The following is a 24,751-nucleotide window of genomic DNA, read 5'->3' as shown; positions in this document are numbered from 1 at the left end:
ATCAGGCTATCGCGCCGACATCGTAAACAGGTGGAAGCTGGGCAGACGTTTCCCGTATCGTTTCGAGGGCCTTGCGCAAGGCCGTCCGAGATAACCGTCCACCAAGGCAAATCCGGATGCCTCCATGGCCGCGATCAGCACCAGCGACGAACGGATCTGAAGGCGTGACCGCCACGCCCTTGTTCGCCAGCGCCCTCACCAGCCCATCTTCCGACCAATGACGCGGGATCTTGAGCCAGGCGCACAGGGACAATGGGTTACTCCCTGCTATGAGAGATCCCAGAATATCGCTTACTTCCGCCTGTCTCGTTCGCAATTCGCCACGTTGAATTTCGAGCAATTCGTTGACCGTGCCATCCTCGATCCAGCGGCTAGCCATCTCGCCCAGAAGATTGACCCCGCTCCAGCTCGTCACACGCAGGATCGAAGCCACACGAATGGAATATTGCGACGGCACGACGAGATAGCCTGTGCGAAGTCCCGTCATAACGGTCTTTGTAAAACTGGTTACAAAAAAGCCGAGATCGGGAAGTAATTCCGGCATTGAAGGCAACCGCTCTTCCAGAATGGGTTTGTAAACTTCGTCTTCAATCACACAGACTTCATATCTGGCCGCTATTTCCGCGATCGCTATGCGACGTTGCGCGGACATGAGATGACTTGTGGGATTGCCCAATGTCGGGATCAGAACAAGCGCACGCACATCACCGGCTTTGCATGCCAGTTCAAAGGCGTCTGGTATGACGCCCTGCTCATCAATTGGCAGTCCGCGCAACGTAAAGCCCAGCACGTTGGCGAGCCCGATAATTCCATGATCGGTCAAGCGCTCGGTCAGTACAACTTCGCCCGGTTGAACAATCGTTGCAACGGCAAGAAACAGGCCGTGCGCCGCTCCATTCGTAATGACAATGCGGCCCGGATCAACGTCAACGGAAAGCCCCTGCAGCCACTCCTGAGCAACCGCACGATGACGATCCAAGCCCGCAATCGGGCGACATGGCCGCATGAAACTGGCGTTTTCTGATTGGCTCAACTCTTCAAACAGGCGCTTCGAGGCTCTCTCATGCGCTTCCGTATAGACGGCTCGAATAATTGACATGTCCGCGGTTCCACTCGGATCACGGTCCAGCATGAAGCGGTCCGCACGTTCAGTTACGCGCTTGCAGACATATGTTCCGCGCCCGACTTCGCCGCGCAGATAACCACGTCGTTCTGCCTCCTTATAGCTGATGCTGACGGTCTGCACCGAAAGACCAAGACTGTGTGCCAGTTCGCGATGGGTGGGCATTTGAGTTGCTGGCAGCAGAACACCGTTCTCGATGTCATCGACGATTTTTTCTGTCAGAAGTCGGTGCTTGGTTGCGCCTTTGCGCAGTTCCAATACGGGTTTCCACATGCGCACACGGGCTCCATCATGACAAAAGACTGATTGAACTGTTATAACGATTTTTTGTCATGACACACACATTAAATCCGGTTCGACGGTACTTCACCCACACATTGTGAAACCAGGGCCTTTTCAATTGTGTGATCCCACAAGTGCCGTTTCCAGAACAAGGTTTAACCCCGGAATAGCCCAGAAAATAACTCGGTACGGTCACATTGGGCCTGTGCACTGGCCCGGTCGCCACAAATCGCATTAAGCGAAATCACTGGAAAGGAAAGATGATGCCAAGAATTGCATCGTTTGCATTCGCAACTCTCGTCGCCCTGACCCCAGCCGCAATGGCTCAGCAACAGGCGCCACAGCCTCCGGCTAATTCGGCGCCAGCGACCCCGCAACCAACGGCACCAACCATTCAGACGGTATCGGTGGTTGATATCAAGGAACTCCCGGCTGAAAGCCAGAAGGAAGTTCAAGCCGTTGTCGAAAAACGAAGCGCCGACGACCTCACCAAACTACGTACATCTGTGAAGACATTCCCGCAGGCACGTGAAGCTCTTCAACAGAAGGGTATGAACGAACAGGATGTCATTGCTGCCAGCCTGTCGGAAAACGGGGCTTTGACACTCATCACGAAGAAGGCGGGCTAAGCTACAGCGCCTCACAGTGGCCTGTTGCTCGTTGGAAACAGAAGGTCGGGCCGGAAAGGTCCGATTTTCCAGTTTATGCATCGGCAAATCTGGTTCGAAGCGTTGCGACATCATCTCTGTATCAAAACCGCGCGGAGGACGTCGGCATCACCGCAAACGAGAAGTATATATTTGTGGTTGAATGGTGTAGATCGCACCGTTAAACTGCACGAATGGCAATTTTTAAAGATACTGATGGCCTATTATCGCAGACTGGTCGACTTATAGCTAGGTTTTGGCCTCAGCTGCTTCTGGTTGGCGCAATTGGATACATAGCACGTGACTTGCTGATGGGCGCGGCCGTTGCGACCGGCCTCAAGTTTCCGTTGGGCGGCATGGTCATTCTGTCACTGGTTGTTTTGGTTAAGCTGCTTGTCTTCATCACGATGTTTGCAGTTTTGCGACCCGGTTTGCCCGCACTGACCGCATTGCGTGAAAATTCGGCTCTAGGAGCGAGTCCTCGAAAAGACGATAAGCGTAGCGATCGCATGCTCGTGGTGGCAGCTGCAGCCATTTTGCCATTTTTTGCTTATTATGCCGCTTGGGGATTTCTGGGTGACACAATTCGCGAATATTCGCGACTGGCCTTTGATAGTGCGGCTTTCGGGGAGAAAATTCAAATTTTCGATCTCGTGCGATCCAGAAGTCTGATCGCTGCGATCGTTCTCTGCTGGTTCATACGGTGGATTGCGAAGAAAAGCGCGTACAAGACGCAATCGCCATGGCTCCGCCTGTTGATCGTGGCAGCGGACGCAAGCTGGATATTCATCGGTCTTTATGCCCTCGATAAATGGAAAGACGATTTTATCGCATGGTTGGGAGCTGGTTCGTTTCTCGAATATCTCGAAGCTCATGGGACCTGGTTCTCAATTCAGGCCTATGCCGCGGCTCCAGAGTCTGTCCCTGTCGAATTTCGCCAACCAAGTTTCATCGAGCAGGCAAAAAACCTGTTCTTTTACGCACTGCTGCCGCTTGTCTGGTTGGTGATGGCATCCATTATCTATGGCTATGACCTGTCCGCGAAGCGGGCATCAGTCCCTCCTCTCCCCTCACGCGTGACCACGGTGCGGGTTTGGCTGAAGGACTTTGCAGCTCATTATCTGGGCGGCTATCGTTCGCGGTATCGACCGGTCTGGACGTGTCTACGACTCGTGTTCGGGGCCGGACTTGGAACGCTGTTGAGTTTCATCGTTTTTTATAAAGCAATCAGCTGGGGCGGTGCCTGGATCTGGTATGCCATCACGCATACCGTCGGCCCTTATGACATTGGAACATGGCAACGCATCTCCGATATACTGGTCATCCTGATAGGAAGCCCATCGGAGCTTGACGGTGGCATTGTGCTCGATGCCGTGCGGGTTGCACTTCTGGCAGCCGTGCTTGAATATGCCGTTGCTGGTGCTACTTCAAAAGCAGGCTCTGCTGCGGTTCGCCCCGCATAGCAACCGAGACTGCGAAATCCCTTGCGCCAGCGGGGACAAGAAATGTTTCAGCAATCTCTACGGTTCCTTTCTCCGCGCTTTGAATGAGATTGAGACAGTGCTGCTTTTCAGCTGCATCCGGTTTCATCGTTTTCAGCACTTGATCTGTCAGGAAAGTTGGGCTCCAGCTGCGTTCCTGGCTGTCAGTCACGGCAATAATACACGGCATAGCCTGTTTAAATTGCTCGGGATCGTCGATTTTAAGTTCCATTTCTGCGACCAGCATATTGGTCTGCGGTAACTCGCCGGGAAAAGATGTCAGCTCAACAAGCTTCCAGTTTGCGCCTGCATAGCCCGGCATTTCGCCTCTCTCGGCTATTGTCGGCTGACGCAGTTTTTCCTGCACCCATTCAATGAAGCCGCCGCGCGAGTGGACCAGAACCGCAAGCGGGATGAGTAGCACTAATAGAACGATACTGATCCGGAAATATCGCTTTTCGCTCAGGGTTTGTTCGACTGTCATCGCGCCTCCAACGCCCAAGGTTGAACGCGACCGCCGCGCTTGATCAGGATTGCGTGTTGCGTATGGCTTTCATCGGGAGAATCGACGCGGATCTCTGCCTGTTGCGCGAGCGGCGTTATCAGGCTTTCAGCCACGAGAAGGGAACCGCCCTTGATCTCATGTTCCGGCAACTCAAATATGAGAAGAACCGGCCTTGGAATGCCCGGTTCCAGCCTCTCCGAACCGAGCACGCCCCATGCATTGGTGATACGTTGGCTCAACGCATATTGCGCGCCACTTGGTCCCTGCCACAGAGCCGACATCAGGTTGATGCTCTCCTTGTTCGCTCTTGCCGCGGCTTCCAGGACCAGCCATTTACCTGACGTCGTATAGTTGCGATCATTTCCCAAACTGGATGTGACCAGTTGATCCGCCATATAGGCCTCCGCGACACCCATGGTGAATTTCGCAGTTGAGACCGGCTTTCCAGCTTCACCGCGTACTTTAACCATCGAAACAATGTCACTGTAATAAGGCGTGGAATGCTGCATGGCGTATAAGGTCGCGATCGTAGCAACCACTGCGACGAAGGTTAGTAGCGTGCGTCTCATCCGCTGTCTCCGGGAGCGGATTCGGCTATTTTCAGTTCGACAGCAGCAACCGGGTCACGGTCCAGCCAGTTGGACGCGCCAAAGAGATTGTCGCGCTTTTTATAAATCTGGCTTCCGACTAATAGTCTTATCTTATCCGGCAACGTGACATTGGCAGGAACTTCCCAGGCAAGGGTCAGTTTTTCCGGCAATCCTGGATGGATCGCGCCGGCTACAAATTTGTCTCTGGCGAGATAGATAGTCGGATCAACCAGCCCCGCTACCGGGGGATCAAGTGCGATCAACTTCATTGGAACGAATGCTGATTCAGCCGAGCGGTTATCCGCTTCGAAATCGATCAGAAGAAACTTTTTGGGTTCAACTGGCTGAAGGCCTGTTGGAGACGTATTGCTCAACCGCGCATCGAACACTGTGATGTTCCACTGCCCAGTATCTATCATTCCACCTTCCGTGACGACCTGCAACGGTACCGGATTGGCAGCATGATAGATGGCGGTCGCATAGGAAATCGCACTTGCCAAAGCGCTCCCGACGCCAGCAATAATGATCGTGGCAAGGCGCTGCCGGACCGTTTTTCGCTTTTCGTCCGCCATAACCCTCCCCGTCATTGGCGTTTCAACGATTTTCCCCAGCCCGTTGATATCCCTATAGCATGGTCCTTCCGTTTCGTCACCTTAAGCGAAATCATCGCTCAAGGTGACGTTCAGCCGGATCGCTAAGGAGCGAACAGCCATGTCTTATCCTGCGATAAGAGACGGATTGATTTGAGCAAAAGCTGCCTGACGTTGATAGGGAAAATGTGGATATGGCGCCGTAACTGCACTGGCTGCATCGAGTGTAGCAATCTGGGCAGAAGACAGAGACCAGCCCACCGCGCCGAGGTTTTGGCGCAACTGCTCTTCATTACGGGCCCCCACGATAACCGATGCCACTGTCGGTCGTGACAGGAGCCAGTTCAGCGCCACTTGCGGAACCGTTTTGCCGGTTTCTCCCGCTACCACCTCTAATGCATCGATAACATTGAAAAGATGTTCCGTTTCCACGGGCGGGCCATAGCTTGCGGTCTCATGGAGCCGACTACCTTCAGGCAACGCCTCGCCGCGTTTGATTTTCCCGGTTAATCGGCCCCATCCAAGTGGGCTCCAGACCAATGCGCCCAGTCCCTGGTCGGCTCCAAGCGGCATCAGATCCCACTCATAATCCCGGCCAATGAGCGAATAATAGACCTGATTGGCGATATAGCGCGGCCAGCCATAACGATCTGCGACAGCGAGCGCCTTCATGATCTGCCAGCCCGAAAAATTCGACACGCCGACATAGCGAACTTTGCCTGTCCGCACGAGCACATCGAGCGTGGACAAAACTTCTTCCACTGGCGTATGCGCATCAAAGGCATGCAGTTGCAGAAGATCAAGGTAGTCGGTATCGAGCCGCTTCAACGCCTGTTCCACAGAACGTATCAGGCGAAATCGCGATGACCCGGCATCATTGGCGCCCGCTCCAATCGGCAGGCTCATTTTGGTTGAGATAATGACGCTATCGCGCCGTCCACTTATCGCTGCGCCCAGAACTTCTTCCGATGCGCCGGTCGAATAGACATCGGCTGTATCAAACAGATTGACACCAGCCTCCAGACATATGTCGACGAGGCGGCGCGCCTCATTCACATCGGTGTTTCCCCATGCACCGAACAAGGGGCCTGTACCACCAAACGTTCCCGCGCCAAAGCTCAGGGTCGATACTTTGAGGCCAGAGCGTCCCAGATAACGGTATTCCATAAGATTTTGACTTTCAAAACGGTGGGGCAATATGATCCCCGCAACAATTGATGAATGAACATAGACCTCTCTCATCCTGTGATATAGAATGCGACAATTCAAATCATTTGTGAATTAGAAGACCAATGGCGAGATCAGAGATCAACCGTTCTGGCGAGATGGAAGTCTTTGTCAGCGTTGTGGAACAAGGTGGCTTTTCAGCGGCAGCCAGAGCTTGCCGGATGACGCCCTCAGCTGTCAGCAAGCTGGTCGCCCGTTTAGAAACGCGGCTTGGTGCACGCCTGATAAATCGTTCCACACGCGCGCTTCAGCTGACGCCCGAAGGATGTGCTTTCTATGAGCGCGCAACCCGGATTCTTGTCGATATTGAAGACGCCGAACGCGTTACAGGTGTCGGCGAAAGACCTGTCGGTCGCATCCGCTTCAGCACCAGCCCATCTTACGCAACGCATGTTCTTGCGCCGATCCTGCCTGCATTTCTGGAACTATATCCGGATGTCACACTTGATCTGACGCTCAGCGACACTGTTATAGATCTGCTGAGTGAGCGAATTGATGTGGCAGTGCGAGCAGGACCATTGAAGAGTTCAAGCCTCGTCGCGCGCAAGCTTGGCGAGACATCGATGATCGTGGTTGGTGCGCCCGCTTATCTCGACCGCTTCGGCACACCGCAAACGCTCGAAGAACTCGCTTCTCACAATTGTATCGGTCTTGGATATATACGCACAACAGATGGCTGGCCGATGGTCCAAAACGGTGAGCCCATCGTCGCTCCAACGGTCGAACGCGTGCAGGCCAGTGATGGGGAAGCCGTACGACGCCTGGCTCTCAGCGGAACGGGACTTGCACGCCTGACGGAATTCACGGTTCGCGACGATATCGCTGCGGGACGCCTTGTGCCTGTTCTGGAACATTTAAATCCGCATGACCGTGAGGCGTTCCATGCTGTTTACATCGGTCAAGGCGGTCCGTTGCCATCAAGGGTCCGGGCACTTCTGGACTTTCTTGCTGAAAGAGGCCGCGTGACCTGACACGAGCAGCCCCCGACAGGTTTTCCGTCAGGGGCTATCTTCAAGCACAAAACCGCTTCATTCGGCAGGTTGAGCCATACAATTGTCATCAACACTCGATGTTCTCCGCTCTCCTGACAAAGCACGCTGTCCGAATCCGACAATCAAAACAGTCGTTACAGTGGCTACAATTGACACCCAGAAGCCGTTCGCTGCCCCGAAATTATCAACCACCCAACCTGCGATGAAGGCGCCGAGCGCCATCCCGATACCGATGCCCGTCATAACCCATGTGATTCCCTCAGTTAGCATAGCTTCCGGCACCCGACGCTCAATGAGACCAAAGGCGGTGATGAAGGTGGGCGAGATAGCAACACCACTGACGAAGACAGCCAAGGCAAGCAAAACAACTGACGAACTGGCAAACAAAAGCGGTAAGGCCGTAATTGCAAGCACACTAACCGCGATCAGCAACTGCAATGGCAATTGAATTCTTGGCTTAAGCGCACCGAGAGTAAGACCGACTGCAAAAGACCCGATAGCGTAAACGCCGATGACCAGACTTGCCATATTGGGTTGACCAAGCTCTCTGGTGATTGCCACAGCACTGACTTCCGCCGTTGCAAAGGTCGAGCCGACGAACACAAGGGCAAGTGTAATAATCTGAACCGAACGGAGCCGGATAGCGGAGCGCTGGGGACCGGTTTGATCAGGAGCACGGACTCTGGGTTCAGTTGTGCGCTGCGCCAGAAACGCAACCGTGCCGATTGCCAGAAACACTGTACTGATCAGCATTCCTGCTTCTGGGAACAACGCCACGGCCAAGCCAACGGAGAGCGAAGCACCCGCAATATAGACGAGTTCGTCGGCAGCTGATTCAAACGCGAAAGCAGTGTTCAACTCCGGCCGGTTGCGAAATATTTCCGTCCAACGCGCCCGGACCATTGCAGGTATGCTTGGCGTCGTGCCCGCCAGAAACGCCGCAACGAACAAGGTCCAGCTCGCCCATTTCTGATTGGCGGCCAGAATAAGCACTGCAAATGCTATCACCGAAATGACCGTAACCGGCCCGACGACAGCCCGTTGACCGTATTTGTCGACCGCCCGGGATATCTGCGGCGATAAAAACGCGTTGGTCAGCGCGAACGTAGCTGAAACTGCGCCTCCCAGCCAATATTCGCCATGCGTTAGAGACAACATGGCAACGATTCCAATTGGAGCCATTGCCATTGGGAGCCGCGCGAAGCCTGCTGCCGTTGAAAAGCCCAGTGCGCCCGGCGCACGGAAAATCTCTCTGTAGGGATTGGACATAGACATGTTCCTTGATGGTAATGATTTACCACTTACATACGTAGCGTATGTCAAATAATTAGTTGATACGCGGCGTATGTCAACTAATATACGCAACGTATGTAGAAATTGGAGAACGATATGCGCAAACCCCGCAGCGAAATGATCGCCGAAACCCGGGCAAAACTACTCGCGGCGGGGCGTCAGGCATTTGGAACGGTCGGCTATGCGGATGCTTCAATGGATGATTTCACGGGTGCAGCCGGTCTGACAAGAGGTGCGCTTTACCATCACTTCGGCGACAAGAAGGGTCTGTTGCAGGCGGTGGTTACTCAGATCGACGCAGAAATGACGGACAGGCTTTGCGCCATTTCTTCCCGAGCTGAGACACCCTGGCAGGGCTTCGTTGACGAGAATGTTGCTTATGTTCAGATGGCTCTCGAACCAGAAATCCAGCGCATCATGTTCAGAGATGGGCCTGCAGTGCTGGGAGATCCATCAGGCTGGCCAAATGCCAATGGCTGCATTGCAACGGTGGCGCGCAGCCTCGCCGACCTGCAAAAAGCTGGCATGATTGTTGACATCGATCCGGAAGCTGGCGCGCGCCTCATCAATGCAGCCAGCAGCAGCGCCGCACAATGGATTGCCAATGCAGACGATCCCGAAGTTACTTCGGAAAAAGCCGCGCAGGCTTTTCGCACTTTTCTCGAAGGACTGCTCTTAAAAAAAGACGTCGCTGAATGAGATGGCCTTAATCAGCTTAGCCTTTTGCCGCGTTGAGAACCGCATCGAGAAGGCCCGGGAAACGTTGATCGAGTTCTTCGCGCCGCAGTGACAACAAGCGTCCGCGACCCTTCGGCTTGTTCCAGACGACTCCACTTTCACGCAGCACCTTCATCAGATGCGAACGCGTTGATTTCGGTACATTCGGATCGCTCAAATGACACCGCGCCATCTCCAGCGGGCCGCCATCCAATTGCCGCACAATTTCAAGACGCGACGGATCGCTTAGCGCAAAAAGTATCTGCGTTAGCGTGATTTCTTCACAATTCGGATGAGCCAGATCAACCGGGTGAGATAGAATTTCATTCGTCATGGTTCGAATATAGTTGAACCGTCGGCCATTTCATAGTAGGAAATGGTTCGAATATTATCAAACCATTTCCTACTACATTGTGGTGATTGCAGCAGGTGCACTATGTCGAATGATCAGATCAAAGCAGCAAGCGGTAGCCGACCCGGTTTCACAATTGCTTTGCTCAGCCAGTTTGTCATGATGGCCAGCGCGAGCCTGCCCTCTCCCTTTTATCCGGCATTGCAGCAGGAGATTGGCTTTTCCGCAGCAGCCTTGACGGGCATTTTTGCCATCTATGCCGGCGCTTTGCTCGCCACGCTAATGATCGCCGGCGCAAGTTCCGATTATATCGGACGCCGTCCCGTTCTCACCCTTGGCTTCTTGCTACTCGGAATATCCGCATTTGACTTCATGACAGCCGCAAGCCTGACAGGATTGATGGTGGCGCGATGTGTTCAAGGCATTGCCTGCGGGTTATTGATCACCGCTTCCTCGGCGACTGTTGTGGACTTTGAACTCCGCAGATTTCCGGGTATCGCCGCTGTCTGTAACTCGGTCGTTCCGCTTCTTGGGTTGGCAGCTGGCGCTCTGATCGCGGGCATCATCATGGACGTTTTCGATCAGCCAAGAAACTATGCCTTTGGCGGCCTCATTGCTATCAGCCTGATACTCGCGGCCATCATATGGATATTGCCTGAAAGTTCACCGCGCCATCGCGGCTTCCTCACCTCGCTACAGCCCCGGCTGGGACTACCAACGAATGTGAGAAGCATTTTCTGGAAGTGCGCACCGGCGATTATTGCCGCTTGGGCCACAGGCGGCTTTTACCTCGCGCTTGGCCCTCTCATCATGGCGCGCATATTTGACTTTCATGATTATTTTGCTCAGGCAAGCGTCATCACGCTGCTGTCCTTTGGCGGAGCAATTGCAAGCTATGTCGCGCGCAAGTTCGCTCCCCGGCACATCATGCTCTATGGCGCGACCAGTCTCGCCATCGGAACTGTATTTACGCTCATTGGCATTCTTTCATCCAATATCGCAATCTATCTGGCCGCGCTTTTTATTGCTGGAACAGGATTTGGAACCTGCTTTTATGCGAGCTTGCGAAGCATAGTTCCTTTAACGCCCGCCAGCGAACGCGGAGAGGTCTTCGCCTCAATCTTCACGATCAGCTATCTTGCCTTTGGCGTCCCAGTTGTCCTCGCAGGGATCGCGATGCCATATCTTGGCCTGCAAACAACATTATTGGTCTATGGTCTCATCATCGCCTTTATGGCTACGACGGCTGGCGTCTTGAGGAAAGCTGACCGACTTGAGAACGTATCCCAAGCGGCAGCGGCCACCAGATAGCCGCATAGCGAGACGAGCTTTCTGTTAAAGCTTAACCTGGGTCTCTATGCGGAGAAGCATTTTCCGCATGCGTTTATTTTCTATGCTGAGCTTCTCGGCTAGCTGCCGCTTTAGCGCGACATTCTCTGCTTCTAGCGCAGCCAGTTCATCCAGAATGTCAACTGTGGCCTTAGGTACCGGCTTGACCTTCACCGGCTTGTCAGCAAGCGTCTGCAAGCGACGGGGAGCGTTGAGCTTTTTCCTGGTGCGGGCAGAAGAAGTCGTCGCTTTGGCAGCGGCGGGCTTTTGGGTTTCCTGCGGAGCGACTTCTGTTTCAGCCGCGATGGTTTCCGGTGTGTCTGCAACAACAATCTTCGGCTCGACAACTGCCTCCACCTGAGGCGTTGGCTCAAGGATTTTTGCTGCAGGCTGACTGCTGGTTTCGGAAATCGCGGGCTGCGTTGGTTCGACAGGTGCTGGTGCCTTGCTGTCCTCTTCCACGTCCCGTGCAATCGACTTCAGATCGAGATTGCCCCAAAGCGAGTTGCCGCCCTTACGTGCACGTCGGTTCTTATATTCAACGACAACATTGCGGATTGGATTCTTCATCCGAAAATAGCTTTCTTAATCAATTTCTATGGAGGTTCCCCGGCAGGTACTACGCTCTACCTATAGATTTCATCCTCGGTTTTCAACAAACAATCGAGACATATAATAGATCAGCTCACCATGCTCATTTGAGGGCATCTCTTCACAAAGTGTCAAAGTAATGGCACTTATAGTTGCATTAAGCATTGTCCCATATATTCGGCGACCGGAAAGCTTACCCGAGTATCAATCCAGGAGAACCTGACCATGGCTGATGAAACCATTGTAGAAGCAAACCAGACCGCTGCAGCTGAGCCAGCAAGCGCCAAGCCGAAAACCCGCGCACCGCGCAAGAAGGCTGAGCCCAAAGCTGCTGCCGCAAAGCCAGCTGCAAAAGCGGCGAAGGCTCCTAAAGCTGCAAAGGCTGCTCCCAAGGCCGTCAAGGCTAGCACAGCAGCTGTTGTTGCTCCGGCTGGTCGTCAGGTAAAGCGATATACGCCTGCAGAACGTGCTTCCATTCTTGCATCTGTCGAGAAAGCCACCAAGGGCGGCAAGATCACATTGAAGGCTGCACTGCAGCAGGCTGAAGTCAGCGAACAGACCTATTACAACTGGAAGAACGCTGCTGGAAAGACCGCAGCACCGGCAGCTGCCGCAAAGGCATCTTCGACGAGCGACGATCTGAAGGCGCTTGTGGCACTGGAAGCCGAAAACATCAAGCTGCGCAAGGAACTGGCTGCGAAGCTTCGCTCCGAGAACACCGAACTGCGCAAGCGTCTTGGCAAGGCATAACCAACAGCATTCAAAACGCTGAACCAAAAGACGCCAAACAGGTGCCCCGCTAAAAGCCGGGCACCTGTTTTCGTTTTGGAGGATTGTCCGTTTTCTTTCCGCTGCTACGAACTGCGTTCAATCAACCTTCTTCAAGTCGTGCCGACATGTGATCATTCTCCGCAGAGTGTCATCTTGCCGGAAGAAATGGTGATACAAGGCTGCCCCTGCATGCAGCGCAACCAGTCCCATAGTGCCATACACAAATATTGCATGTAGCCACGACCAGAATGCTTCATCGGCATCTGAAACTGGTAGCGGCATATTCGGCATGACAAAGAGGTCAAAGACATAGCTTGGAATGCCAAGCGGCGAAGTCGACACAATTGCCCAGCCGGTAACTGGTAACACGATTGTCAATGCCAGCAGTAGCTTGTGAACAATGCGTGCAAGACGCCGTTCCAATGGACTGATCCCGGCACTCGACGAGGGGCGGGTGTTTACAACGAACCAGAACAATCGGACCAAAGCGAGTGCAAGGATCAAAAAGCCAAGCGATTTATGCCATTGGTAAAGCGAAAACTGGAGCGCCGGTTTATTCGCTGTTTCCTGAGTGAGAAATCCGAGACCAATCTGCACGACGATCAACAGAGCAATCGACCAGTGCAGTATTTGTGTGAGGCAGCTGTAAGCGGCTCGTGTGTTACGCCACATGACACCCTCCCGAAACCAACCTACACCCTATTCGAACTGCTTGTAGGCGCTCATGGCAATTTGCTGAAGGCGCGGGCGCGGCAAGTCACCGACAAGCGCGCAATTGAGCGTATTATCGCTCCAGATGAGCGCCTCCAGATTGCCCTGTGTCAGATAACGCAATGATGTTTCCTTGTTATCGTCAGAAGGAACAATAAAAAGCGTCACGCGTTTGCCGCTCGTGTCCTCATACATTAATTGGGCCGCTGGCCCACCATTGGCTGGCAAAAGACGACCGCCAACCAAAAAGAGCCCTTCTGTCCGCAGGTCAGGTATGACGAGGGTCCGCTCCAGTCGCTTGGAAAGCCAAGCAGACAGATGTTGCTCCTGCTCTGCTTTCACCTCAACCGGGTGCACAATTTCACTTGTATAAAGACTATGGGCGGCCATCGCTTCGCTTACGAGCGGCATTGATGATGGTGGCGTGGCCTCGACAGCATCACGACCAAACCATCCAGCCCCTGCCCCTACAGCGACCAACACTACAGCAGCAGCTGCCATGCGCCAGGAACCCTGCCGCGTGGATCGAATTTCGTCTCTGATGGCACCCGGGCTCAACCGTGCAGGTACAGGCTCCTGCGCGACATGCGAATAGAGTGCCTGCAAAGTTTCATTCTGTCGATGCCAGACAGCAATCTCTGAGGCCAGTTGAGGATTGGCGGACAGTTCTGCCTCGATCACCTGACGACACTCATCAGGAAGCAGCCCATCCACATAAGCTTGCAATTCAGCGTCACTGATCAACCTGTTTTTCATCTCAAGGCCCTCAAATGCGAACCGTTCTCCTCTGTAAGACTGCGCAATGTTGCGCGAGCTCGTCCCAGACGTGACATCAATGTACCAAGTGGAACCTCAAGCACGGAAGCCGCCTCTGTGTAGCCCATACCTTCAACTGCGACCAGCAGAAGCGCTTCGCGTTGCTCCGAAGGCAATGTTTGTATTGCCCGCGCCGTCTCGGCGAAAGCAAGTCTGGACGGCGACGCGCTTGGCACCTGTGGTTCAACCATAACGCTCGACAGTGGCGCACTGTCCGGAGCCCGGCGTCTGTGGCGCAACTCATTGCGCCACAGGTTAACGAGGATGCGGAAAAGCCAGGCACGCAATGGACCAGATGGTTTCCATAAACTGCTTTTGCGAATTGCGCGCTCCAGACAATCCTGCACGAGATCGTCCGCCCAATCGATGTCATGTGTCAGCGCTCGGGCGTAACGCCTGAGCGCGGGAACACATTCCTCCATTTCTTCCAAAAAGCGCGACATTCTCGAACCGGTCCTGCACTCAATCCTTGGCTATATGCCAGACACCGCCGACCCCGTCGCCTGACACGTCACCGGGTTTTTTATCGCCTTGCCAGAGATATAGCGGCTGTTCTTCATGTGCCCACTGCTTCGTGCCATCCTTGCGTGTGACGAGAGTGAACTCAGAATCCATTTTTGCACCCTTGGAAGCCGTCAAAGGCGGCCACTTCTTCGCGCAATCATCATAACAGTTGGATGTTCCCTTGCTGTCCTTGTCGAATACATAGAGGGTCATGCCCTTTGCGTCGGTCAGAACTTCACCCTTCGCCGTTTTCATCGTCTTGACGGCGCCAGACGCATAATCTTCACTATGTGCGGCCAGTGGCATGCTAACGACGAGGGCGGCTGTCGCCAAAAACGCTGTCACTTTAATCATGATAGTCCTCCTCTACGGGTTGGTCTTAGTCTCCGTCTTGAAGAACACCGCAGGAATGCATTTAATCCCGATCATCTAACATTATTTTTCGCCCAGTAGCTCCATGTCGAAATCAACAACATTGGAATAGATCGGCGTACCGACATCCATACCATAGGGCGAACGCAAAACCTCGCCGGTTACATGAAACGTAACGGTCTTCTCGTCATGGCCAACCATGGACGCGAAGAATGTTTCACCATGCGTCTTGCCGCGGGCAGTCAGAACGCCGTCGATCCGGGCATTCAGAGGTCCCGTCTGCGTGATCTTTGTCGAGCGAAATGCGAGAACCGGATAGTGCTCAATATCAAAGACGGCTGACGATTTGAGAAAGTCACTGATGCGCGTCTGTCTTGCGTCGACGCTCGCTGGCTTCAGCGTAAAGGACACCGACGACTTTGCCAGATTTTGAGCGTTGAGATTAAAATCGCCCGCAAATTCAGCAAACGAACCCGCCACACCGCCGCCACCAACCTGACCAACACGAAAGCTGATCATTGATGAGCGCTGGATCGTATAATGTCCGTTGACGGCTTCCAGACTATCGGCCAATGACGACGCTGGCGAAAAAAAGAGTAGCATTAAAATCGAGAGTGCGCGGATCATGACGACCTCCCATGTCTGTTGCATTATAGCATCAACACTCGATCCCGCATTTTAATCCGTCAGTCGTGTTCTTTTTTCAGCACGTCCTTTCACCGCCGATCGCTCTTGTTGCGACCGGCGTTCTTATCGGTATTCGGTGAGCCAGTTATTTGTGTTCGGGCCAGCCGTAGCGGTCGTCCAGCGCATCGTAGCCGGCGAGTCCAGTTACGGCGCTGAACTCAGCATATGTCACCATGGCATCTGCACGGCTATGCGGAGTGCCTTCCGCCTTCAGCACATCAAGAGTGTCCCGAACAGCCTTCACCGCTGAGAAAAGAGCAGAAAGCGCATAGAAAGCGATGTTGAAGCCAAGCTCTTCCAGGTCCTTTGCCGTCAGTGCGGTGGTCTCGTTGCCGTCGACGATGCTGACGACTTTCGGACCCTGTACACCCTTGGAAACTGCCTCGACGTCGGCGATCTTCTTGATGCCATCGACAAAAACCAAGTCGGCGCCCGCATCCTGATAGAGCTTAGCACGGCGAATGGCTTCATCAATGCCTTCGCTCTGGATCGCATCCGTCCGTGCAATCAACAGCATTGGGTGCTGACCACGCGCTTCGACAGCGCAGCGCAGACGGCGAATGTTTTCCTCAGCCGGAATGACACGGACGCCCGAGCGTTGGCCGCATCGCTTTGGCAATTGCTGGTCTTCAAGATGAATGGCGGCAACGCCAGCCTGGATATATTCCTCGACCGTGCGCCAGATATTGGCAGGACCACCATAACCGGTATCAGCGTCGGCAATGACCGGAATATCGACCGCCCGCACCATGTCGCGCGCGTGTGTTGTCATCTCTGTTTGCGACAGCAGACCAATATCCGGCAAGCCCAACCGCGAGGCCGTTGCACCAAAGCCGGTCATGTAAATGGCTGGAAATTGCGCCATCTCGACCAGTCGTGCCGTCAATGCATCGGCTGCACCGGGCGCTTGAAGGAGACGGCCGGATTCAATGCTGGCTCTCAGTTTTTCAGCTGTGTTCTTCATCATGCTCTCCCTGTTCAGCGACCGCCAGACACATCCACAACGACACCGGTGATATAGGACGCCTCTCCAGAGAGGAGCCATACCGCAGCATCAGCAACTTCAGCCGCAGTGCCAAGCCTTTTGAGCGGGATCATATTGGCCATCGCTTCGATATTGGCCGGATCTGCGAAAACATCCTGCTGAATTTCCGTGTTGATGACGCCGGGAGCCAACGCATTGACACGTGCCTTCGGAGCAAGTTCCTTGGCAAGCGCAACTGTGAAGGACGCGATTGCGCCCTTGGTTGTTGCGTAAACAATATTGCCAACCATGCCGCCGGTGCGGGCCGCAATCGAAGACAAATTGACAACGGAGCGGTCATCACGACTGGAAGGAGCGCGGATGAACGCGCTGGAAACATAAAAGGCGCTCTTCAAATTGACGCCCAGAACACGATCAAGCTCCGGCTCGTTCATATCTTCAACAGTCATGCGCTGTCCGATGATACCGGCATTGTTCAAGAGGTGATCAATGCCGCGAAACGACTGCACAAGTGCTTCCATGGCAGCTTCAACCGACGACTGTTCGGCAACATTGACAGTTGCGGTCAACACGCGATCGCCGTGAACGGCCTGACATTCGGCGAGCCGCTCAGCATTGATGTCCCACACCGCAACTTTCGCGCCAAGCCCTACCAGCTTGTCGGTAACGGCACGGCCGATTCCCGACGCGCCGCCAGTGACGAGAACCGTCCGGTCAACGAAATAGCCCGAGCTGGCGATTGCCGATTGAGATTGCTGCACTTTAATCCTCCCGCCACAAATGGCGTCCTGTTTCAGTCGGCGGCAAGAATGACCAGAACAGCCAGATTGTCAACTAGGGTTCTAGTTAATGTATGCCACTTGTGCGTACTTCCTTTCCGGTCTATAGGTGCCCGACGAAAGGTGTCGCGGAGGGCGGCATCAAGCTTAGGGAGGAATGTCATGGCGGATGCTATCCGTGCTGACGGCGCTCATTTGAATACAAGTCTACGCGACCGAACGATCCGCAAACTCAACATGCGCATCGTCCTGTTCTGCTTCATCTGCTTCATCGTGAACTATCTGGATCGCGTGAATATCGGCTTCGCCGCGCTGCACATGAATGATGACATCGGCCTGACCCCTTACATGTTCGGTCTTGGTGCGGGAATTTTCTTCATCGGCTATCTGGCTTTTGAAATCCCGAGCAACATGATCCTGCACAAAGTCGGCCCGCGGATCTGGATCGCCCGTATCATGGTCACCTGGGGCATCGTCTCCTGTGCGATGGCCTTCGTGCAGGGACCTACGTCCTTTTACATCCTTCGCTTTCTGCTCGGCGTTGCCGAAGCGGGTTTTGCGCCGGGCGTCCTCCTCTATCTGACCTACTGGTTTCCTGCCAAAGAACGTGGCCGCGCGACGGCCCTCTTCATGGCCGCAACCGTGTTGTCGATTGTCATCGGAGCTCCGATTTCCGGCTGGTTGATCGATGCAGGCGAAGGTCTGTTTGGCTTGCATGGCTGGCAGGCAATGTTCATTCTTGAAGGACTTCCTGCCATCGTTCTCGGTGTTATCACCTTCTTCTATCTCGTCGATTCACCGCAAAAGGACAGCAAATGGCTGGCGGCGGACGAGCGTGCCTGGCTCCTTGAACAGCTTGCCGAAGACGAAAAGAACACCCAGCCCGACACGCATCACAGCCTGCGCGAAATCTTCGGCGATTTCCGGGTATGGCTTCTCACGCTGGTTTACATGTTCAATGGCATCGCAGTTTATGGCGTGATCATGTGGCTGCCGCAGATCGTGAAGACCTTCGGTCTGACGACCCTGCAGTCCGGCTTTGTCTCGGCCATACCGTTCATTTTCGCAGCATTCGGGCTCGTCTTCATTTCGCGCAGTTCCGACCGCACGGGTGAACGCAAGATTCACACGGCTATCTCCGGCCTGTTCGGCGGCCTCTTCCTGGCAGCAAGCGCACTTGCGCCCAACCCTTATCTGGGCCTGCTGCTTCTCTGCATCTGCGCTTTTTTCCTCTGGTCATACCTTGGCGTATTCTGGACCTTGCCAACGCAGTTCCTTACCGGAGCGGCAGCCGCTGGCGGTCTGGCTGCAATCAACGGCTTTGCGCAGATCGGCGGCTTTACTGGCCCCTATATTGTGGGCTGGGTCAAAACGACGACCGATAGTTTTTCGATCTCGCTTCTGGTACTTGCAATATTTCCGATCATTAGCTTCTTCCTCTGCATGAGCTTGAAAGCGAAACGCGACTAGACCACATTACCGGCAGCGATCTTGAACGCGCTGCCGGAAATTCTTTGAGGAGACCGTGTACTGGCATGACAAAGCCGAAAACGCCCCCCCGCAAGAGTCTTGTCCCGACGATCGCTGATAAAATTCGTGCGGCCATTGTCGACGCCGAGCTTGATTTCGGGGAAAACCTCTCCGAAGACACTTTGGCCTCGGCATTTGAAGTCAGCCGAACGCCTGTTCGCGAAGCGCTCAATCTGTTGCAGATGGAAGGGCTGGTGATCATCGTCCCGAAATCCGGCACCTATGTCTTCACGCCAACGCTCGAAGACATTGCTGAACTTTGCGACTATCGCGTTGGACTGGAAAAGCAGGCGATTGCGCTGACCCCGCAAAAATCACTGCCTCTAGCAGTCAGTGAACTGCAGAAACAATTGAAAGCCATGACCGAGGCCGTTGAAAGCGGCGACATGCAGGCTTATGGGCGCGCTGATACGGCATTTCACCTCGCCTTCTTCCATCATTGCGGCAACCGCTATCTAAAAAATGCCTATGACCTTATTCTCGGTCGTGTCGCATCTCTAAGAACACATCTGGCCATTCGCGCAGAAGGTGAACCGGATCGGTCCTATAAAGATCATACGCATATGATCAGCCTTTTGGCCGAGAACAAGCGCGACCAGCTCTCAACGATACTGACAGCGCATATTCTTCGCACCAAGGATAATTATCTCGACGCATTTCAGAAGCTGTCGGCAAACGTCAATGGCGGAAGGGCCGCGCGGCTTCGCCGTCGTCTGGCTCTGACGGAATAATCAACAGCACATCGTCTTTTGACGGACTTTTAAAGAATGGCGCTGCGGCGCCATTTTTGTTTTCAGCTTCACAAGCCCTCATCGATTTCGATGCGCAGCGTGAGGCACTTGGGACCCCCCGAACACAATCGCTCACTGCCATTTAAAATCTGATACATCAGATATTGACATATCACAAAATAGACGGCTATTTCTTTCAACAGGGAGTTTTAGGGAGATTTGAACTTTGGATTCGCAGGCGTTAGCTCTCAAGCCGATTAAGCTGAGAAATCTCAGAGATCATGTGCATGACAGTTTGCGGGAAGCGATTATTTCCGGTCGCCTGAAATCCGGTGAAAAACTGAATGAGCGTCAGCTCGCAGCCGATCTTGGCATCAGCACCAGCCCGCTCAAGGAAGCGCTGAGGCAGCTTGAGGGTGAAGGTCTGGTCAGAACGGAATCACGTCGTGGCACATTTGTGTGCTTCAACGAACGTCAGGCCGAAGAAATGATGCTCGCACGCGCCGCCTTAGAAAGCATCATCGCGCGTCAGGCTGCAAAACACGGGAGCGAGGAAGCCTTTGAATTCCTTCGCGCCACCATTGAGGAAATGCGTGCGGCGGTGGAAACCGGCGACGTCGATGAATTGATTGAACTGAACGAAAAATTTCACGATGGGATACATGAAGCATCCGGCTGCGAATATCTGCGCCGGTTGCAAAACGCTCAGCGCATGTATGACCACGCTGCACGCGTAACGGTGCTGTCACAAGACGTTGTTCGCCGCCAGTCTTTCGGCGAGCACGAGGCCATCATGTTGGCGATAACCAAAAGAAACGGGGATTTGGCCGAACGGTTGATGCGTGAGCACATCGTAAAGGCAGGGGAGACGCATATCGAACTGGTCTTCTGATCAGCCTATTGGGAGGAAACAATGGATTTAGCAGGCTACCGCCGGGTGCTTCGTGGCATTTCGGGCGTGCATGCAACCGCTTATGACGCACAGGGCGAAATCGACCCTGTGCTGACGGCAAAAATCGTCTCGCGCATTGCAGATGCGGGCGTGCATAATATCGTCAGCGGCGGCAATACTGGAGAGTTCTACAGCCTGACCGAAGACGAAGTCATTCGTTTGCAGTCACTGGCAATTGAGGCTGCCGCTGGAAAAGCCGCAGTTACAGCCGCCGCAGGACGTTCGGTGCGTGAAGCCATAAAAGTGGCAAAAGCGGCAAGCGCGGCCGGTGCGGACGGTGTGATGATTCATCACCCGCTGGACCCCTTTGCGGCGCCTCATGCTCAGGTGGATTACTTTATCGCAATTGCTGAAGCGATCGATCTGCCCATCGTCGCCTATATCCGCTCTGATCTGATCCCGCTTGATGAAATGGTCAGGCTTGCCACCCATCCAAAAGTTGCCGGGGTAAAGTTCGCATCCCAGAACACGATGCTGTTCTTTGAATGCTGCCGGGCAACAAAAGGGATGGATGCGACCTGGATTTGTGGCCTCGCGGAAAGCTGGGCCCTCCCCTTCTATGCGCTCGGCGGACGCGGTTTCACATCCGGGCTGGTCAATGTTGCGCCCAAGCGTTCGCTCGCGGTGTGGAGTGCACTGGAAGCCGGCGATTACAACCGCGCGCGTTCGCTTGTTGAGAGCATCGCCGAATTCGAAACCATGCGCACAAAATACCGCAATGGCGCCAATGTGACGGTCGTAAAGGAAGCCTTGCAAATCCAGGGGCTAGCCATTGGCAAAGTCCGGCTTCCGGGGCTGCCGCAACTTGAAAAGCATGACCGCGAAGCGCTTCAGCAGATCGTCGCGGGTTGGGAGACAGATGGCTTAGTCTGACAAATGAAATCAGGGCGTCCTGACAGGGAGAAGACGGGCGCACCGCAGAACCAAAAATGGAGGAGAACATGAATAAGGGAATTTCGCGCCGTACATTCATGGCGGGGGCCGGGCTTGCAACAGGCATGGGCATCATGCTGCCGAAAGGTGTTTGGGCACAGTCGGCAAAACTGCCGTCATCACCCGTAGCATTGAACGTTATTGATGCTGCTGGCAATCTCGCCTTGACCCAACCGATATTTGATAATTTTGCATCCGAACAAAAGGCGCTCGTTTCACGCTTTACATTCAATAAAGCGCCAGCCCCTGAACTGCCCGGTAAGATCAAGGCTCAGCAGCGCGCCAACCGCATCGACATCGATCTGGTCATTGTCGGCCCTGATGCGCTATCTGCAGGTCTTGCAGACGATATCTGGACGGATATCATCGCCTTGCCGGAAAACGGCCTGCCCAAGCTGCAGGACATTTATCTTGAGCCAGCATGGCGCATGCAGGAAATGTCCAAGGGCAAAGGCGTCGTGGTCTCCTATTATCCGTCGGGCCCGCTTCTTGAATTCCACCCGGACAAGGTCAAGACCGCGCCTAAGAACGCGGAGGAACTTCTGGCCTGGACAAAGGAGAACCCCAATAAGTTCATCTACGCCCGTCCAGCCAATTCCGGCCCGGGCCGCACGTTCCTGATGGGCCTGCCCTATCTTCTCGGCGACAGCAATCCAAAAGACCCTATCAATGGCTGGGAGAAGACCTGGGCCTATCTGAAGGAATTGCACAAGAACATCGAATACTACCCGGCAGGTACCGGCGCCCTGATGAAGGAACTGGGCGAAGGCACCCGCGATATGACCGTGACCACCACGGGCTGGGACATTAATCCGCGTGCGCTCGGCGTCGTGCCGAAGGAAATGGGCGTCAGCAAGCTTGAAGGTTTCCATTGGGTTTGCGATGCGCATTATTTCGCAATTCCAAAGGGCGTTTCGGAAGAAAAGATCGCCGTTTTGATGGAGTTCATCAAATTCGCCTTGAAGCCGGATCAGCAGGCTTATTCTTACGATGCCGGCTATTTCTATCCGGGCCCGGCAGTCAAGGACGTTACGATCGAGATGGCGCCGAAGGAGAGCCAGAACATCATCGCTGAATTCGGTCGGCCCGAATATGCCGAGTGGATCGCCAACAATCCGATTGAGCTGCCTCTTGAACCGGAGGCGCTTGTCGCTGCCTTCCGGCGTTGGGATGAAGAGGTCGCGGCCAGTTAAGGCTTTTAAGCGGGTATTTCCGGGCGAGCCACACCGGCTCGTCCAGAAACGCCTATGATCGACAAACCAATCATGGTGTTTGCGTCAATGTCCTTTCAAGAACTCCGGCTAGACCGGATGAGCCGATCATTCGGAACCTTCAATGCGCTGAGGGAGATTAACCTCACCATCCAGAAAGGCGAATTCATCGCACTTCTCGGTCCTTCCGGCTGCGGAAAGTCGACAGCTCTCAATTGCATTGCCGGTCTTCTCGGCACGACGGGCGGCGGCATCTATATCGATAACCATCGTGTCGACCAGCTGAAGCCGGAGGATCGCGGCTTTGGTATGGTTTTCCAGAACTATGCGCTGTTTCCGCATATGAACGTTCTGCAGAATGTCGGCTTCGGCCTTAAAATGCGCGGGCTAGCCAAAAGTGAAATTGAAAAGCGCTCACGCGCTGCATTGGCTTTGGTGCGCTTGCAGGGACAGGAAGAAAAACTCCCCGGACAACTCTCTGGCGGCCAACAACAGCGCGTGGCTATCGCCCGCGCGATTGTGATCGAGCCCCCGCTAGTTTTGATGGATGAGCCGCTTTCCAACCTCGACGCCAAGCTGCGCCTTGAGATGCGCGCTGAAATCCGCCGCATCCATAATCAGCTTGGCTCGACCACAATCTACGTTACGCACGATCAGGACGAAGCCTTGTCGCTTGCAGATCGCATCGTAGTGTTGCGCGACGGCGAGATCCGTCAGGTTGGCAAGCCTAACGAGCTTTATGAAGCGCCGCTCTATAGAGATGTTGCTGCATTCATGGGGTTTCGAAACGCGTTGCCCGGCAAGATCACCCGCATCGAAAACGGACAGGCGACGATTGCCGTTGCTGACAGTGAACTGACCGGGCGTGCGGCTGATACAATGAAGGTGGGCGATGAAGCCGTGTTGATGGCTCGCGGCGACGATGTCGTTTCAGGCTCCAATCATCAAAATGTCTTGCAGGCAACGGTCGAGACCATCGAATATCGCGGTCGTGAATATGTGGGCACAGCACGCACGCAGACGGGTCTGGAACTTATCTTTCACGGCCCCAAAGGCGTTGAACCCGGCAGTCAGATTGCACTCGGTATCGATGACGCCAATGCGCTTGTCTTTCCGGCGGAGGGCTGAGACATGGCCGATATAGCTCAAGAGAGATATGCCGAGGCTCCGTTGACACCCAGCCTTCGACAACGGCTGGCCAATCGCGGCTTTGACGGCGTGACGTTGCTCATCCTGCCCGCGCTGCTGTTTGTGATCGGCGTCTTCATTTACCCGTTTCTCTACGGACTGGTTCTGTCGTTCAATCCGTTGGACGGCGGTGGCGCATTCGCCAATTACGCCAAATTCTTCTCCGATCCATTTCTTTACAAAACCATCGGCGCAACCCTCTGGCTTGCCGTTCCGGTTACGATTATCAGCGTGATGTTTGCAGTACCTATTGCTTTGCGGGTTCGATTGATGCGTCGTCAGAGGCTGCTGACTACCATACTGGTCCTGCCCATTACGCTCGGCACAGTGTTGATTGCAGAAGGCCTCCTCAACTATCTCGGCCCACAAGGCTGGTTCAGCCGCACGCTGATATTCATCGGCCTGATCGATAGTCCGTTGAAGCTGACCAATAATTACTGGGGTGTCTTTGCCTCGCTCGTCATAACCGTCTTTCCTTTCACGTTTCTGCTGACACTTTCCTACATCACCGGCATTGACCCTGCATTGGAACGGGCGGCGGCCACACACGGAGCCAATAGTTGGCAGCGTTTTTGGTATGTCATGTTGCCCTTGCTGGTACCCGGACTGGTCGTCGCGGCTTGCCTTACCTTCGTTCAGGCTTTCGCCGTCTTCCCTTCCGCCGTGCTTTTGGGTGCACCATCAGGCCCCACACGCGTCATATCCATTGCTGCAGCACAAGCGGCATTCGAGCAGTATGACGACTCCATGGCATCTTCAATCGCCATGATCATGGCAGCCGTACAATTGCTCGTCGTCGGTGCGCTTCTTGGCGTCCGCTCACTTTTCTATCGTGGCTCGACAGCCGGCGGGAAAGGATAAA

At 54.3% G+C, this 24,751-nt stretch carries 28 protein-coding genes; 13 read left to right on the top strand and 15 right to left on the bottom strand.

All coding sequences use genetic code 11. The features are described from left to right. Position 1: 1 nt before the first annotated feature. Positions 2-1,396 carry a PLP-dependent aminotransferase family protein gene (locus tag QBD01_RS16215; protein WP_280993674.1) on the bottom strand — a complete coding sequence of 465 codons (1,395 nt, stop codon included), beginning with the start codon at positions 1,394-1,396 and terminating at the stop codon, positions 2-4. A 269-nt stretch (positions 1,397-1,665) separates the two neighbouring features. Here QBD01_RS16215 and QBD01_RS16210 point away from each other — a divergent pair, with 269 nt between their 5' ends. Together QBD01_RS16210 and QBD01_RS16205 are read left to right on the top strand one after the other, a co-directional pair. Next, positions 1,666-2,034 (top strand): hypothetical protein, encoded by a 369-nt coding sequence (locus tag QBD01_RS16210; protein WP_280993673.1) that lies wholly within the window; start codon positions 1,666-1,668, stop codon positions 2,032-2,034. A 212-nt stretch (positions 2,035-2,246) separates the two neighbouring features. Continuing rightward, positions 2,247-3,515 (top strand): hypothetical protein, encoded by a 1,269-nt coding sequence (locus QBD01_RS16205; protein ID WP_280993672.1) that lies wholly within the window; start codon positions 2,247-2,249, stop codon positions 3,513-3,515. Here the strand turns inward: QBD01_RS16205 and QBD01_RS16200 are convergent. From QBD01_RS16200 to QBD01_RS16185, 4 genes are all read right to left on the bottom strand, one after another. After that, positions 3,475-4,035: a hypothetical protein gene (locus QBD01_RS16200; protein WP_280993671.1), complete on the bottom strand. Its 561-nt coding sequence runs from the start codon at positions 4,033-4,035 to the stop codon at positions 3,475-3,477. The genes QBD01_RS16205 and QBD01_RS16200 overlap by 41 nt on opposite strands. Then, positions 4,014-4,607, bottom strand: coding sequence for a hypothetical protein (locus QBD01_RS16195; protein ID WP_280993670.1), 594 nt, complete (start codon positions 4,605-4,607; stop codon positions 4,014-4,016). The genes QBD01_RS16200 and QBD01_RS16195 overlap by 22 nt, the downstream gene beginning before the upstream one ends. Further along, on the bottom strand, positions 4,604-5,200 hold the full coding sequence (locus QBD01_RS16190; RefSeq protein WP_280993669.1) for a hypothetical protein: 597 nt from the start codon (positions 5,198-5,200) through the stop codon (positions 4,604-4,606). The genes QBD01_RS16195 and QBD01_RS16190 overlap by 4 nt, the downstream gene beginning before the upstream one ends. Positions 5,201-5,344: 144 nt before the next feature. Continuing rightward, positions 5,345-6,385: an aldo/keto reductase gene (locus QBD01_RS16185; protein ID WP_280993668.1), complete on the bottom strand. Its 1,041-nt coding sequence runs from the start codon at positions 6,383-6,385 to the stop codon at positions 5,345-5,347. Positions 6,386-6,510: 125 nt separating this feature from the next. On the opposite strand from QBD01_RS16185, the gene QBD01_RS16180 reads away from it, so the two are divergent. Then, positions 6,511-7,416, top strand: a complete 906-nt coding sequence (locus tag QBD01_RS16180) for a LysR family transcriptional regulator (protein WP_280993667.1) — start codon at positions 6,511-6,513, stop codon at positions 7,414-7,416. Positions 7,417-7,473: 57 nt separating this feature from the next. On the opposite strand, the gene QBD01_RS16175 is transcribed toward QBD01_RS16180, so the two are convergent. Beyond that, the gene (locus QBD01_RS16175) at positions 7,474-8,706 is read right to left on the bottom strand and encodes an MFS transporter (protein ID WP_280993666.1); all 1,233 of its coding nucleotides are present in this window, start codon (positions 8,704-8,706) and stop codon (positions 7,474-7,476) included. Between the two features lie 120 nt (positions 8,707-8,826). Between QBD01_RS16175 and QBD01_RS16170 the strand changes: the two genes are divergently transcribed. Next, positions 8,827-9,429 (top strand): TetR/AcrR family transcriptional regulator, encoded by a 603-nt coding sequence (locus QBD01_RS16170; protein ID WP_280993665.1) that lies wholly within the window; start codon positions 8,827-8,829, stop codon positions 9,427-9,429. A 16-nt stretch (positions 9,430-9,445) separates the two neighbouring features. Here QBD01_RS16170 and QBD01_RS16165 read toward each other — a convergent pair whose 3' ends face one another. Further along, positions 9,446-9,781 (bottom strand): transcriptional regulator, encoded by a 336-nt coding sequence (locus QBD01_RS16165; RefSeq protein WP_280993664.1) that lies wholly within the window; start codon positions 9,779-9,781, stop codon positions 9,446-9,448. Positions 9,782-9,883: 102 nt separating this feature from the next. Here QBD01_RS16165 and QBD01_RS16160 point away from each other — a divergent pair, with 102 nt between their 5' ends. Next, on the top strand, positions 9,884-11,110 hold the full coding sequence (locus tag QBD01_RS16160; protein WP_280993663.1) for an MFS transporter: 1,227 nt from the start codon (positions 9,884-9,886) through the stop codon (positions 11,108-11,110). Positions 11,111-11,134: 24 nt separating this feature from the next. Here QBD01_RS16160 and QBD01_RS16155 read toward each other — a convergent pair whose 3' ends face one another. Next, positions 11,135-11,698 (bottom strand): hypothetical protein, encoded by a 564-nt coding sequence (locus tag QBD01_RS16155; RefSeq protein WP_280993662.1) that lies wholly within the window; start codon positions 11,696-11,698, stop codon positions 11,135-11,137. A 246-nt stretch (positions 11,699-11,944) separates the two neighbouring features. Here QBD01_RS16155 and QBD01_RS16150 point away from each other — a divergent pair, with 246 nt between their 5' ends. Continuing rightward, positions 11,945-12,469 carry a transposase gene (locus tag QBD01_RS16150; protein WP_280993661.1) on the top strand — a complete coding sequence of 175 codons (525 nt, stop codon included), beginning with the start codon at positions 11,945-11,947 and terminating at the stop codon, positions 12,467-12,469. 117 nt (positions 12,470-12,586) lie between these two features. On the opposite strand, the gene QBD01_RS16145 is transcribed toward QBD01_RS16150, so the two are convergent. The 7 genes from QBD01_RS16145 to QBD01_RS16115 all read right to left on the bottom strand — a co-directional run bounded on the left by QBD01_RS16145 (position 12,587) and on the right by QBD01_RS16115 (position 17,326). After that, positions 12,587-13,162 carry a cytochrome b gene (locus QBD01_RS16145; RefSeq protein ID WP_280993660.1) on the bottom strand — a complete coding sequence of 192 codons (576 nt, stop codon included), beginning with the start codon at positions 13,160-13,162 and terminating at the stop codon, positions 12,587-12,589. Positions 13,163-13,189: 27 nt separating this feature from the next. Continuing rightward, complete coding sequence (locus tag QBD01_RS16140; protein WP_280993659.1) at positions 13,190-13,957, bottom strand: anti-sigma factor; 768 nt, start codon at positions 13,955-13,957, stop codon at positions 13,190-13,192. Further along, positions 13,954-14,460, bottom strand: a complete 507-nt coding sequence (locus QBD01_RS16135; protein ID WP_280993658.1) for a sigma-70 family RNA polymerase sigma factor — start codon at positions 14,458-14,460, stop codon at positions 13,954-13,956. Before QBD01_RS16135 ends, QBD01_RS16140 begins: the two co-directional genes overlap by 4 nt. A 19-nt stretch (positions 14,461-14,479) precedes the next feature. Beyond that, a complete protein-coding gene (locus QBD01_RS16130; RefSeq protein ID WP_377515212.1) occupies positions 14,480-14,872 on the bottom strand; it encodes a hypothetical protein in 393 nt (130 codons plus the stop codon). Positions 14,873-14,956: 84 nt separating this feature from the next. Beyond that, entirely contained in the window at positions 14,957-15,520 is a 564-nt protein-coding gene (locus QBD01_RS16125) for a YceI family protein (protein ID WP_280993657.1), read from the bottom strand. A gap of 145 nt (positions 15,521-15,665) precedes the next feature. After that, complete coding sequence (locus tag QBD01_RS16120) at positions 15,666-16,547, bottom strand: isocitrate lyase/PEP mutase family protein (protein WP_280993656.1); 882 nt, start codon at positions 16,545-16,547, stop codon at positions 15,666-15,668. A gap of 11 nt (positions 16,548-16,558) precedes the next feature. After that, positions 16,559-17,326, bottom strand: a complete 768-nt coding sequence (locus tag QBD01_RS16115) for an SDR family NAD(P)-dependent oxidoreductase (protein ID WP_280993655.1) — start codon at positions 17,324-17,326, stop codon at positions 16,559-16,561. A gap of 180 nt (positions 17,327-17,506) precedes the next feature. On the opposite strand from QBD01_RS16115, the gene QBD01_RS16110 reads away from it, so the two are divergent. The 7 genes from QBD01_RS16110 (at position 17,507) to QBD01_RS16080 (ending at position 24,750) form a co-directional block, all read left to right on the top strand. After that, positions 17,507-18,814: an MFS transporter gene (locus QBD01_RS16110; RefSeq protein ID WP_280993654.1), complete on the top strand. Its 1,308-nt coding sequence runs from the start codon at positions 17,507-17,509 to the stop codon at positions 18,812-18,814. A 65-nt stretch (positions 18,815-18,879) separates the two neighbouring features. Continuing rightward, positions 18,880-19,605, top strand: a complete 726-nt coding sequence (locus tag QBD01_RS16105; RefSeq protein ID WP_182521973.1) for a GntR family transcriptional regulator — start codon at positions 18,880-18,882, stop codon at positions 19,603-19,605. Between the two features lie 283 nt (positions 19,606-19,888). Continuing rightward, the gene (locus tag QBD01_RS16100; protein ID WP_280993653.1) at positions 19,889-20,497 is read left to right on the top strand and encodes a GntR family transcriptional regulator; all 609 of its coding nucleotides are present in this window, start codon (positions 19,889-19,891) and stop codon (positions 20,495-20,497) included. Between the two features lie 21 nt (positions 20,498-20,518). Next, positions 20,519-21,430 carry a dihydrodipicolinate synthase family protein gene (locus QBD01_RS16095; protein WP_182521975.1) on the top strand — a complete coding sequence of 304 codons (912 nt, stop codon included), beginning with the start codon at positions 20,519-20,521 and terminating at the stop codon, positions 21,428-21,430. A gap of 98 nt (positions 21,431-21,528) precedes the next feature. Further along, positions 21,529-22,683 carry an extracellular solute-binding protein gene (locus tag QBD01_RS16090; protein ID WP_280993846.1) on the top strand — a complete coding sequence of 385 codons (1,155 nt, stop codon included), beginning with the start codon at positions 21,529-21,531 and terminating at the stop codon, positions 22,681-22,683. A gap of 72 nt (positions 22,684-22,755) precedes the next feature. Beyond that, positions 22,756-23,829, top strand: coding sequence for an ABC transporter ATP-binding protein (locus tag QBD01_RS16085; RefSeq protein ID WP_280993845.1), 1,074 nt, complete (start codon positions 22,756-22,758; stop codon positions 23,827-23,829). A 3-nt stretch (positions 23,830-23,832) separates the two neighbouring features. Continuing rightward, positions 23,833-24,750, top strand: a complete 918-nt coding sequence (locus QBD01_RS16080; protein WP_280993652.1) for a sugar ABC transporter permease — start codon at positions 23,833-23,835, stop codon at positions 24,748-24,750. The last annotated feature ends 1 nt before the right edge of the window (position 24,751 follow it).

Origin of the sequence: Ochrobactrum sp. 19YEA23 (assembly GCF_029909865.1) — a bacterium.
Taxonomy (GTDB): domain Bacteria; phylum Pseudomonadota; class Alphaproteobacteria; order Rhizobiales; family Rhizobiaceae; genus Brucella; species Brucella gambitense.
This window is presented reverse-complemented; position numbering and strand designations above follow the sequence as displayed.

Excerpts from the sequence above, each read along its gene's own strand:
- QBD01_RS16085 (WP_280993845.1), top strand. The coding sequence starts at position 22,756 with ATGGTGTTTGCGTCAATGTCCTTTCAAGAACTCCGGCTAGACCGGATG.
- QBD01_RS16190 (WP_280993669.1), bottom strand. The coding sequence starts at position 5,200 with ATGGCGGACGAAAAGCGAAAAACGGTCCGGCAGCGCCTTGCCACGATC.
- QBD01_RS16150 (WP_280993661.1), top strand. The coding sequence starts at position 11,945 with ATGGCTGATGAAACCATTGTAGAAGCAAACCAGACCGCTGCAGCTGAG.
- QBD01_RS16145 (WP_280993660.1), bottom strand. The coding sequence starts at position 13,162 with ATGTGGCGTAACACACGAGCCGCTTACAGCTGCCTCACACAAATACTG.
- QBD01_RS16185 (WP_280993668.1), bottom strand. The coding sequence starts at position 6,385 with ATGGAATACCGTTATCTGGGACGCTCTGGCCTCAAAGTATCGACCCTG.
- QBD01_RS16125 (WP_280993657.1), bottom strand. The coding sequence starts at position 15,520 with ATGATCCGCGCACTCTCGATTTTAATGCTACTCTTTTTTTCGCCAGCG.
- QBD01_RS16110 (WP_280993654.1), top strand. The coding sequence starts at position 17,507 with ATGGCGGATGCTATCCGTGCTGACGGCGCTCATTTGAATACAAGTCTA.
- QBD01_RS16165 (WP_280993664.1), bottom strand. The coding sequence starts at position 9,781 with ATGACGAATGAAATTCTATCTCACCCGGTTGATCTGGCTCATCCGAAT.
- QBD01_RS16155 (WP_280993662.1), bottom strand. The coding sequence starts at position 11,698 with ATGAAGAATCCAATCCGCAATGTTGTCGTTGAATATAAGAACCGACGT.
- QBD01_RS16080 (WP_280993652.1), top strand. The coding sequence starts at position 23,833 with ATGGCCGATATAGCTCAAGAGAGATATGCCGAGGCTCCGTTGACACCC.
- QBD01_RS16210 (WP_280993673.1), top strand. The coding sequence starts at position 1,666 with ATGATGCCAAGAATTGCATCGTTTGCATTCGCAACTCTCGTCGCCCTG.
- QBD01_RS16195 (WP_280993670.1), bottom strand. The coding sequence starts at position 4,607 with ATGAGACGCACGCTACTAACCTTCGTCGCAGTGGTTGCTACGATCGCG.
- QBD01_RS16095 (WP_182521975.1), top strand. The coding sequence starts at position 20,519 with ATGGATTTAGCAGGCTACCGCCGGGTGCTTCGTGGCATTTCGGGCGTG.
- QBD01_RS16180 (WP_280993667.1), top strand. The coding sequence starts at position 6,511 with ATGGCGAGATCAGAGATCAACCGTTCTGGCGAGATGGAAGTCTTTGTC.
- QBD01_RS16120 (WP_280993656.1), bottom strand. The coding sequence starts at position 16,547 with ATGATGAAGAACACAGCTGAAAAACTGAGAGCCAGCATTGAATCCGGC.
- QBD01_RS16140 (WP_280993659.1), bottom strand. The coding sequence starts at position 13,957 with ATGAAAAACAGGTTGATCAGTGACGCTGAATTGCAAGCTTATGTGGAT.
- QBD01_RS16135 (WP_280993658.1), bottom strand. The coding sequence starts at position 14,460 with ATGTCGCGCTTTTTGGAAGAAATGGAGGAATGTGTTCCCGCGCTCAGG.
- QBD01_RS16215 (WP_280993674.1), bottom strand. The coding sequence starts at position 1,396 with ATGTGGAAACCCGTATTGGAACTGCGCAAAGGCGCAACCAAGCACCGA.
- QBD01_RS16205 (WP_280993672.1), top strand. The coding sequence starts at position 2,247 with ATGGCAATTTTTAAAGATACTGATGGCCTATTATCGCAGACTGGTCGA.
- QBD01_RS16170 (WP_280993665.1), top strand. The coding sequence starts at position 8,827 with ATGCGCAAACCCCGCAGCGAAATGATCGCCGAAACCCGGGCAAAACTA.
- QBD01_RS16105 (WP_182521973.1), top strand. The coding sequence starts at position 18,880 with ATGACAAAGCCGAAAACGCCCCCCCGCAAGAGTCTTGTCCCGACGATC.
- QBD01_RS16090 (WP_280993846.1), top strand. The coding sequence starts at position 21,529 with ATGGCGGGGGCCGGGCTTGCAACAGGCATGGGCATCATGCTGCCGAAA.
- QBD01_RS16175 (WP_280993666.1), bottom strand. The coding sequence starts at position 8,706 with ATGTCCAATCCCTACAGAGAGATTTTCCGTGCGCCGGGCGCACTGGGC.
- QBD01_RS16160 (WP_280993663.1), top strand. The coding sequence starts at position 9,884 with ATGTCGAATGATCAGATCAAAGCAGCAAGCGGTAGCCGACCCGGTTTC.